The following is a 6,953-nucleotide window of genomic DNA, read 5'->3' on the forward strand; positions in this document are numbered from 1 at the left end:
CGAGGTTGATCCGGGCGCGGGTCCTATGTCAAAACTTCGAGAAACAATGGGGCCCATCGTTTGCGCGGTGCTCTGCTTAAACATCCCGGTTGCTCAAGCCGGTCCCTGCAGCGAAGACATTGCTCAATTCGAAGCGGCCATACGCCAGTCCGCGGGAAATCCGAACGCGGGATTGACAGCGCCACAGTCGGTTGGCGAGCAACTTGATCGACAGCCAACATCCGATTCTTTGAAACAAGCCCAGGAGCGCTTGCAATCAAAATTCTCAGCGACATTGGCCCGCGCCAAACGGTTTGATGCTAAGGGTGATCGCACAGGCTGCATTCGCGCGCTTTCTGCGGCCAAGCGAATGTATATTCTTTGAAATCAGAATTGAAATTTCTGAGTACGTTGGTGAGGGCCATTCACTTACCGGTGCGCTATTTGCCAGGCAGTTGAAACGGTGCGGCTCGTTCGCCGCCAGCCTCCGACCAGCCAGCCGAAAAGATTGCTGTAAAGCGCATGGTTGATTGCGTCGGGCTCAAATTTCGCCGAGCCCGGACGCTCGTTTACGTTAGGGTGGGCTGGGGATCGTTAATCTAGGTGAGGAATTCTGCAAGCGAGGCGCGCTGACAGGTGTGAATCCCACCGAGGCCGATCGTTTCGTTTGTTCAGGCATCACCGACCCTCTGTCAAAACTGTTGATGGCTCGCTGGTAAGTGCGAGCCGCCAAAGCAATAGCAACTTTCGTCGTTCGATAAGAATCGCCTCAGGGTCCTTGCCGATAGCGGCAGTACTCATCGCCGTTGTCGTATTCGATGCAGATCTTCACGCGCCTCCGAGGGCGATCATCGTCGTAGCTTGGATAGTCCCGGTGTCGGTCCGCACGGTCCCAACCTCGATTGTCGCGGTCGTTTCGATCGCTGTATCGACGCCGATCCATGTCGAGCTCGCGATATTCTTCGCGGTCACTGCGTCGCACTTCCGGACCCATTTCACGGTCATCGCGGCTCATACGGTCGCCGTCACCCCGGCGCATCCGCCAGTCCCGACCCATTTCCCGCTCCTCGATCTTGGGTTGGGCCCGGTCGGTGCGTTGATCTCGCGGTTGCTGGGCATTCTGGTCGGACGGGGCGGGTTGAGTAGGCACGCTTTGCGGCGACGAAATCGGCGGCTTCCCTTCGCCCTGGGCAAAGGAGGGCAGGCTCGATGAGGCCAATAAGAGGCTGGCGAGGACAACAACGCGCATGTATTTTCCTCCGGTGAAGTGGCCACCAGTAACGATTTCCTGATGGATTGGTTCACCTCAAAGGTAGCTATTCGGGACGCGCTGACTGCAGCCTATAGAGGATGTTAGGCAGGCGTCGCTTATTGATACTGTTGATGTTAAACGTCGCGACCCACGGCGACGGCCTGCGCGACCCGAATATAGTCAAGCAGCGGCGCGCCGGCGTCCTGATGGTCGACGAGCTTGACCACATTTGGCTCCAGGTCCGGCGGAACAGAAACGACGGGCCTGGCAAAGCCGCGGGTTTGAGCACCGGCTGGTTCGGTGTGTGCCCATGCGTGCCTGCCCGCTAGTTCCTCCATTAACTGTTCCGGTGTGAGCAATTTTGACCACTACGTCGGCTGCCGGACATGCCAGATTATCCCGATCACCGCTCCGCCTTCGGCTTCCATCGGTGACTGAGAGTGTTGCGCTCCCGCCTGACCAAAAGGGATGCATCACATGCCCCAACCTCATACCCGTCCTGAACCGTCGCTGATCCCATTTGAGCGGCCCCGCTGCCCCCAATGTTCCAAACGAATGATGCTGACCATGATCAGCCCAGCGTCTGACCGCGATGACAGCCGGACCTTTGAGTGCGCCAATTGCAATCACACGATGACGCGCACCGTCGCGCGAGATCCGATGTCGGATAAGTCGGGCTGGCAATCCAGCAACCTCAAAGCCCCGGAGTGAGGCTGTGCGGCGCCGCCTTGTCAGCCCCAGCACGACACTTGAAGAACGCCTGATTAATTTGGCACGACGGGTCCGGTCAGATGTGGAGACGCTTGCGCCATGCAGCGAGCGGGACGAATTAGTCCAGAAGCTTCGCCAGATTGAAACGGCACTTGATATGAGCGAGTTCCTGCTGTCCTCTGGCTCCAATCGCTAGTTTGGCCGCCTCAGTTTGGCGGCCTTTTTCATTTCGCGAGCCGCAGAAATGCGGCCCTATCAGGGGCCGGGAGGCTGCGCTGGGGGCCGCCCATTCCAACCGCAACGCTGAAAAAAAAGCGCCAACGGCGAGTAAAGTTAACGCAACTTGGTTGGATCGTTCCCCGAACTACTTTGGAGTACTTCCGCGCTCCAGAGCTTACGCCCTCATTGGAACCTGAGCCGAGATAGAAGTTCAAACGTCATTCTAAGTGGTTTTTTGTCACGGAGTGCATTGTGAGTGACACGCAAGAATTTAGCAGGCTGGTGGTCGGCGCTCGCTTCAAGATGAGTGAACTCGGAGCCACTCGATGCCGCTCGCTGGCCGGCAAGACTGGGATCGTGGTCGAGGTTTTCCGAAGCAATACAGGCGTCACCGTTCGGTTCGATGGTGCCAACAGACCAACTTGCCTGCACCGTGATTTTATCACCCCGATCTCGCGATGACGCATTGGCCGGACTTTACCCGCTTATGAGAGAAGGTGTTGTGGCGGTGGCGCGGGCGCCTTCCATCCCCCCGCGCGTCACGGCCTCGGCGTCCCGGTCCGGAGATTGCTGTGAAAATGTCCAAAATTTTCCGGGCTTTGTGCCGGGTAAGACTACGGGCCCTGACTTTTCATTATCCACTTAGTCGTTGGTCCCTTTTAACTTTTTAGGTGGCCCTTTTTGGTCCACGCCAGCGCCGCGTTCTTGCCGCGGTCTGTTCGTCCCCCGAAGGGGGTAGTCCGGAACAGAAACGGCGATTGCAAAGAGGGAACGCCTTACCGCGCGCCAAGGGATTTAGACCGTAGTTTTAAAATTCGAAGCCGCAGGCGGCCTCTAAGCTGCGCCCGCATTTACTTCCTTGCGACGGCCGATCACACTTCAATTACCCCGGGTGCTGACCCGAGTCTTCAGAACAACCTCGCCGTCGGGAATGCCAAGGGCATCGAATACAGTGGACTGTATGGGCACCCGCGCTTCAATTGTGTTGCCCCGCGCCGCCGCAAGATGGCGCCGAACGGCCTCTGCGGCATGGTGCCTGTCCGCAACGCGGGCGTAGTAGGTTTTGGAAGACTCAAAGTCATCCGACGGGCTCTCCTTCACATTGACAGCCCAGCCACTCGACATCAAACTACTTCCTCACGATCCGCGCAGCGCGCCGATGGTCGTTAGATCAAACCTCAATTACGGGATGATGTTCCAGGCACTGCCGAGCTTCCTACTCCGCCGCGGCGACCACCTTCTCGACGGCACGCACCGGCGATAAGCATCGCAGATTTGAACAGCGCTGATAGGATGGCGACCAGCCAAACTTGGCTTTAATGCATCTTCACCCGGAGACGCATGGGGCTATCTGATCCTAAGCCTCCAGCTTCGAGGTAGCGTGGAAGGATTACCTGCCGCGATGCACTGGACAATCTGGCATATCCGGAAACCGATATACTGGTCAAAACACCTCAACGGGTGGGCATTAATCCGCGTCGCACTGTAATTCGATGGAACGTTGAACTGCTCAGCATGTTGGCTCTTCAATCATGACCGTTTTGGTCAATAATAATCTTTGGAGTGCTGAAATGACCAAACGTAAAGCGCCAACGGCGTCAAAGCCCGCCCGCAGTTCGAAAGTAACCGCGAAGGCCCAACGGGCCAATTCGGCTGTTATTAGAAGCTCTAAACCCAGCCGCGTGCGCTCGGTTGCAGCCGACCCGATTAGATTGTCCCCCAAGGGTCATGCCCCGAAACAAACGGCTGCCATTCTTGAGAGTCCGGCGATGGCACTGCAGGACTCCGTCAAACAGATCATGAGCGAAACGGAATTAAAGAAAGGTTTTGATTTTTCTTCAGCCACGGCAACAGCGCGGGCGTATCAAGCAAAGCTGTTGGAAATGGCACAAGCCAACATGCAATTTGCGCTTGAATTCGGACCGAGGCTTGCGTCGATCAGGTCGCCCTTTCAGTTAATCCGCGTAATTGAAGAGCTCACAAAAGAGCGGATCGCAATGTTCCGCAAGTTCTCGAATGAAATGGTTGAACTAAGTATTAAGCGATGAAGTCCCAAAGGCCACTTATCCGAGCAGCGACACTTCCATCTTTACGGACATATAAGTAGAGGACGGTGGATGTTCGATTAATGATGTGGCAGTCAATCGCGTAATCGCGTTGCGAATGATGCTTTGAACTCACGTCATCAATGGAAACGTGAGCGAGGTTGCCCTCCCCCTATCGCTGCTTTCCTGATCCACTGCGCCGCCGATCTGACGTGCAAGCGAGGCAATCAATTTGAGGCCAGATCCGTTTTCGTTAAGATTCTGGATGCCGCGGCCGTTGTCGGATACCGTCAAACGGGCCTCACCATTGCCGATACCCTACCAGGCGCACCCTTATCCTACCGCCCTCCGGGCCGAATGCATGCTTGATACTGTACATCGCAGTCTCATTTAAAATGAGGATCAATGCAGATTGGCCGCCGGCTTTAGCTGGCCGCAATGCTTCACATGAGGGTAGTCGTCTTAATATCAATTGCCGAAAGGCCGCTCGTCGCTGGTCGTCAAGGAAGCGAATGCCCGAGGAAAAAGCGCAATATTTCCCTCGTTGCGTCCGGTCCCCGCGGATCGGTGTACGAGCCCGCAGGACTACCGCCCGACCAAGCGTGGGCAGCGCCATGGATATTCCAATACTCCAGGATTTCGCGTCCGCCCGCGTCGGTGTGGGTCGTGCGGGTGTACTCATGCCCTCCAGGTATCTGCCCGCGATGCACCGTTTTTTGCGTGCTCGTTGTACCTATGGCCTGTTCAAGAACTTGACCGCCATTGTTTGGATGCACGGTGGTGTCGCGGTCACCGTGAAAAATAACTGCCGGTACAGACGGCCCGTTGCCGGAAATGCCCCTGCGACCGGATCCGCCGCCTTGCCGCATCGCGGCAAATGCGGAGGGCATGTCAGTAGCGGCCCCGCAGGCGAGGCCGGAATGGATCCCTACCGCCGCATACAGATCGCTGTACGTTGCTCCCATGATAGCTGCAGCGGCCCCTCCGGCCGACAGTCCGGCGACATAGACGCGTTTTGGATCGACCGAATAATCGCGCATGACCTGGCGGGTAATGCCCGCGATAAGCGAGGGCTCACCGCCGCCGCGTTGCTGGTCGCCTGCGCGAAACCAGTTCCAGCACTTCGATTGGTTGGCGTCGCTGCGCTGGGCCGGATAGACCACGAAACAGGTTTGTTCTTCTGCGATGAAGTTCATTCTCGTACCGGCAGCGAAATCATCCGGCGACTGGGTGCAGCCGTGAAGCATCACGACCAAGGGAATCGGCTGCCCCTGATAGCCACTAGGGACGAAGAGCTTGTAAGCTCGGCTTCCCGCCGGATTGCTGTAAGCGGCTTCGATGAAATTCGTCCCGTCCGGCGCGATTTCCGATGTCGACGGCGGGGTGCGCTTCACGCCTCGCATTCCGAGCCAGGAGCCATCCTTTGCTCGATCGAGTAACGGCCGAAGCCCGCGCGGTGGAGCGGAAGGGGCCCGCGCCAAGTGCGCGCTATCGGTCTCTTCGACGTCATTGACCTTCGCATCGATGGTAAGCGGCTCGCGGCCTGTAAGAGGGATGCGCCCCGCCGTGCGCCATATCGCGTCCGGCGTGCGTTTGCCGCCGAGCATACGCTGAAGTAGCGCCGTGGCCTCCGCGAGTTGGCCCGCATGCGTCAGCCGTGTGGCTTCGCGAATCGTGTCCTGATCCAGCATCGAATTTACCCTATTCTGTCGGCGAGAGCGGCCTTGACCGCCGGACTGGCGTGCAAAGCTCCGAGCACGGAGACTGAGCCAATGGTGGCGCGGGCGAGATCGGCAGTGACGTCTTGGGCGATGCTGGCAAGGCCCAGAACATTGATGTGCACCATCTCGCCGGCCCGCCGCGCCGCTTCGAGATCCGCTCGGCTGTAATTCCTCAGACCGAGCTCCAGGCTTTTTCGGGCCGCGGACTGTTTGACTACGTCTGCGTGCCGTTCGAGTTGGTTACGGATCGCTGTTCGGATAAAATCAGTGCGGTTCGAATAGAAACCTTCCTGCACCATCAAATCCACGTGCCCAAGATCGACATACCCGAGATTGATCGTGATTTTTTCGGTCTCGGCAGGCTTTGGTCGCAGTTCGTGGACATTAGGGGGCATTTCTCACCATCCATATACCATCTGTATGGATGGTATATGGATGGCGAGAGCCGGTATTCAAGGGCGCGCCGGCTGAATGATTGTGCGCCGTCGCCCCCGACCATCGGCAATGGTTTGGGCATTGCGGTGACGGCCGCATTTGTGGCTCGCAGTCCGCTGTCTGACTCAAGATTGGTCTGCTCTGCGAGCCATAAGCGGTTGTGTCCGGAAGATCCGCTTTTCCAGACGGACTCGCCTTCCGTCGATATGCCCGGAACTATGGATGGGCTGGGACTCGCTCACGTGCGCGCGCGGCATATAAAGCTTTATCGTCGTCCCTTCGCCGACGACGCCTGGCACATTAGCGCCGGATCCGCGATCATCGACGGCGAAATCGTCGTTCCGGCCGCCGACGGCACCACGGATTTTTCGGTCCTGCAAAACGAAGTGAAGGGCAAGTCGACGCGCATCGTGATGGTTGCCTTCGACCTGCTCTATCTCAATGGCTACGACCTGCGAAAATTGCCGCTGATCGAGCGTAAAGCGCCGCCGGGCTATCCATTTCGATCCCCGCGGCGTGGCAAATATCGATCGCATGATTCAACCGGGTTTTGCCCTTGATTTCGGATGTTTCGAGCTTTCCTTTGAATCT

Annotated in this window: 6 protein-coding genes and 1 pseudogene; 3 read left to right on the plus strand and 4 right to left on the minus strand. The window is 57.5% G+C overall.

What is annotated here, in order from left to right:
* Positions 1-25: 25 nt before the first annotated feature.
* Complete coding sequence (locus tag JQ611_RS30760; protein ID WP_212270013.1) at positions 26-364, plus strand: hypothetical protein; 339 nt, start codon at positions 26-28, stop codon at positions 362-364.
* 384 nt (positions 365-748) lie between these two features.
* On the opposite strand, the gene JQ611_RS30765 is transcribed toward JQ611_RS30760, so the two are convergent.
* Positions 749-1,228 carry a hypothetical protein gene (locus tag JQ611_RS30765; RefSeq protein WP_212270014.1) on the minus strand — a complete coding sequence of 160 codons (480 nt, stop codon included), beginning with the start codon at positions 1,226-1,228 and terminating at the stop codon, positions 749-751.
* 2,504 nt (positions 1,229-3,732) lie between these two features.
* Between JQ611_RS30765 and JQ611_RS30770 the strand changes: the two genes are divergently transcribed.
* Positions 3,733-4,209 carry a Phasin protein gene (locus JQ611_RS30770; protein ID WP_212270016.1) on the plus strand — a complete coding sequence of 159 codons (477 nt, stop codon included), beginning with the start codon at positions 3,733-3,735 and terminating at the stop codon, positions 4,207-4,209.
* A 129-nt stretch (positions 4,210-4,338) separates the two neighbouring features.
* Here the strand turns inward: JQ611_RS30770 and JQ611_RS42015 are convergent, their stop codons facing one another.
* The 3 genes from JQ611_RS42015 to JQ611_RS30785 all read right to left on the minus strand — a co-directional run bounded on the left by JQ611_RS42015 (position 4,339) and on the right by JQ611_RS30785 (position 6,322).
* On the minus strand, positions 4,339-4,500 hold the full coding sequence (locus tag JQ611_RS42015; protein WP_249133583.1) for a hypothetical protein: 162 nt from the start codon (positions 4,498-4,500) through the stop codon (positions 4,339-4,341).
* Positions 4,501-4,706: 206 nt separating this feature from the next.
* Entirely contained in the window at positions 4,707-5,897 is a 1,191-nt protein-coding gene (locus tag JQ611_RS30780; protein ID WP_212270017.1) for a PHB depolymerase family esterase, read from the minus strand.
* 5 nt (positions 5,898-5,902) lie between these two features.
* The gene (locus JQ611_RS30785; protein ID WP_211996179.1) at positions 5,903-6,322 is read right to left on the minus strand and encodes a CopG family transcriptional regulator; all 420 of its coding nucleotides are present in this window, start codon (positions 6,320-6,322) and stop codon (positions 5,903-5,905) included.
* Between the two features lie 321 nt (positions 6,323-6,643).
* Between JQ611_RS30785 and JQ611_RS30790 the strand changes: the two are divergent.
* Positions 6,644-6,847 (plus strand): annotated as a pseudogene (locus JQ611_RS30790) (DNA ligase); the annotation flags it as partial.
* Between the last annotated feature and the right edge of the window lie 106 nt (positions 6,848-6,953).

Origin of the sequence: Bradyrhizobium sp. AUGA SZCCT0182, from assembly GCF_018130185.1 — a bacterium.
Lineage (GTDB): Bacteria > Pseudomonadota > Alphaproteobacteria > Rhizobiales > Xanthobacteraceae > Bradyrhizobium.

Excerpts from the sequence above, each read along its gene's own strand:
- JQ611_RS30770 (WP_212270016.1), top strand. The coding sequence starts at position 3,733 with ATGACCAAACGTAAAGCGCCAACGGCGTCAAAGCCCGCCCGCAGTTCG.
- JQ611_RS30780 (WP_212270017.1), bottom strand. The coding sequence starts at position 5,897 with ATGCTGGATCAGGACACGATTCGCGAAGCCACACGGCTGACGCATGCG.
- JQ611_RS30760 (WP_212270013.1), top strand. The coding sequence starts at position 26 with ATGTCAAAACTTCGAGAAACAATGGGGCCCATCGTTTGCGCGGTGCTC.
- JQ611_RS30765 (WP_212270014.1), bottom strand. The coding sequence starts at position 1,228 with ATGCGCGTTGTTGTCCTCGCCAGCCTCTTATTGGCCTCATCGAGCCTG.
- JQ611_RS30785 (WP_211996179.1), bottom strand. The coding sequence starts at position 6,322 with ATGCCCCCTAATGTCCACGAACTGCGACCAAAGCCTGCCGAGACCGAA.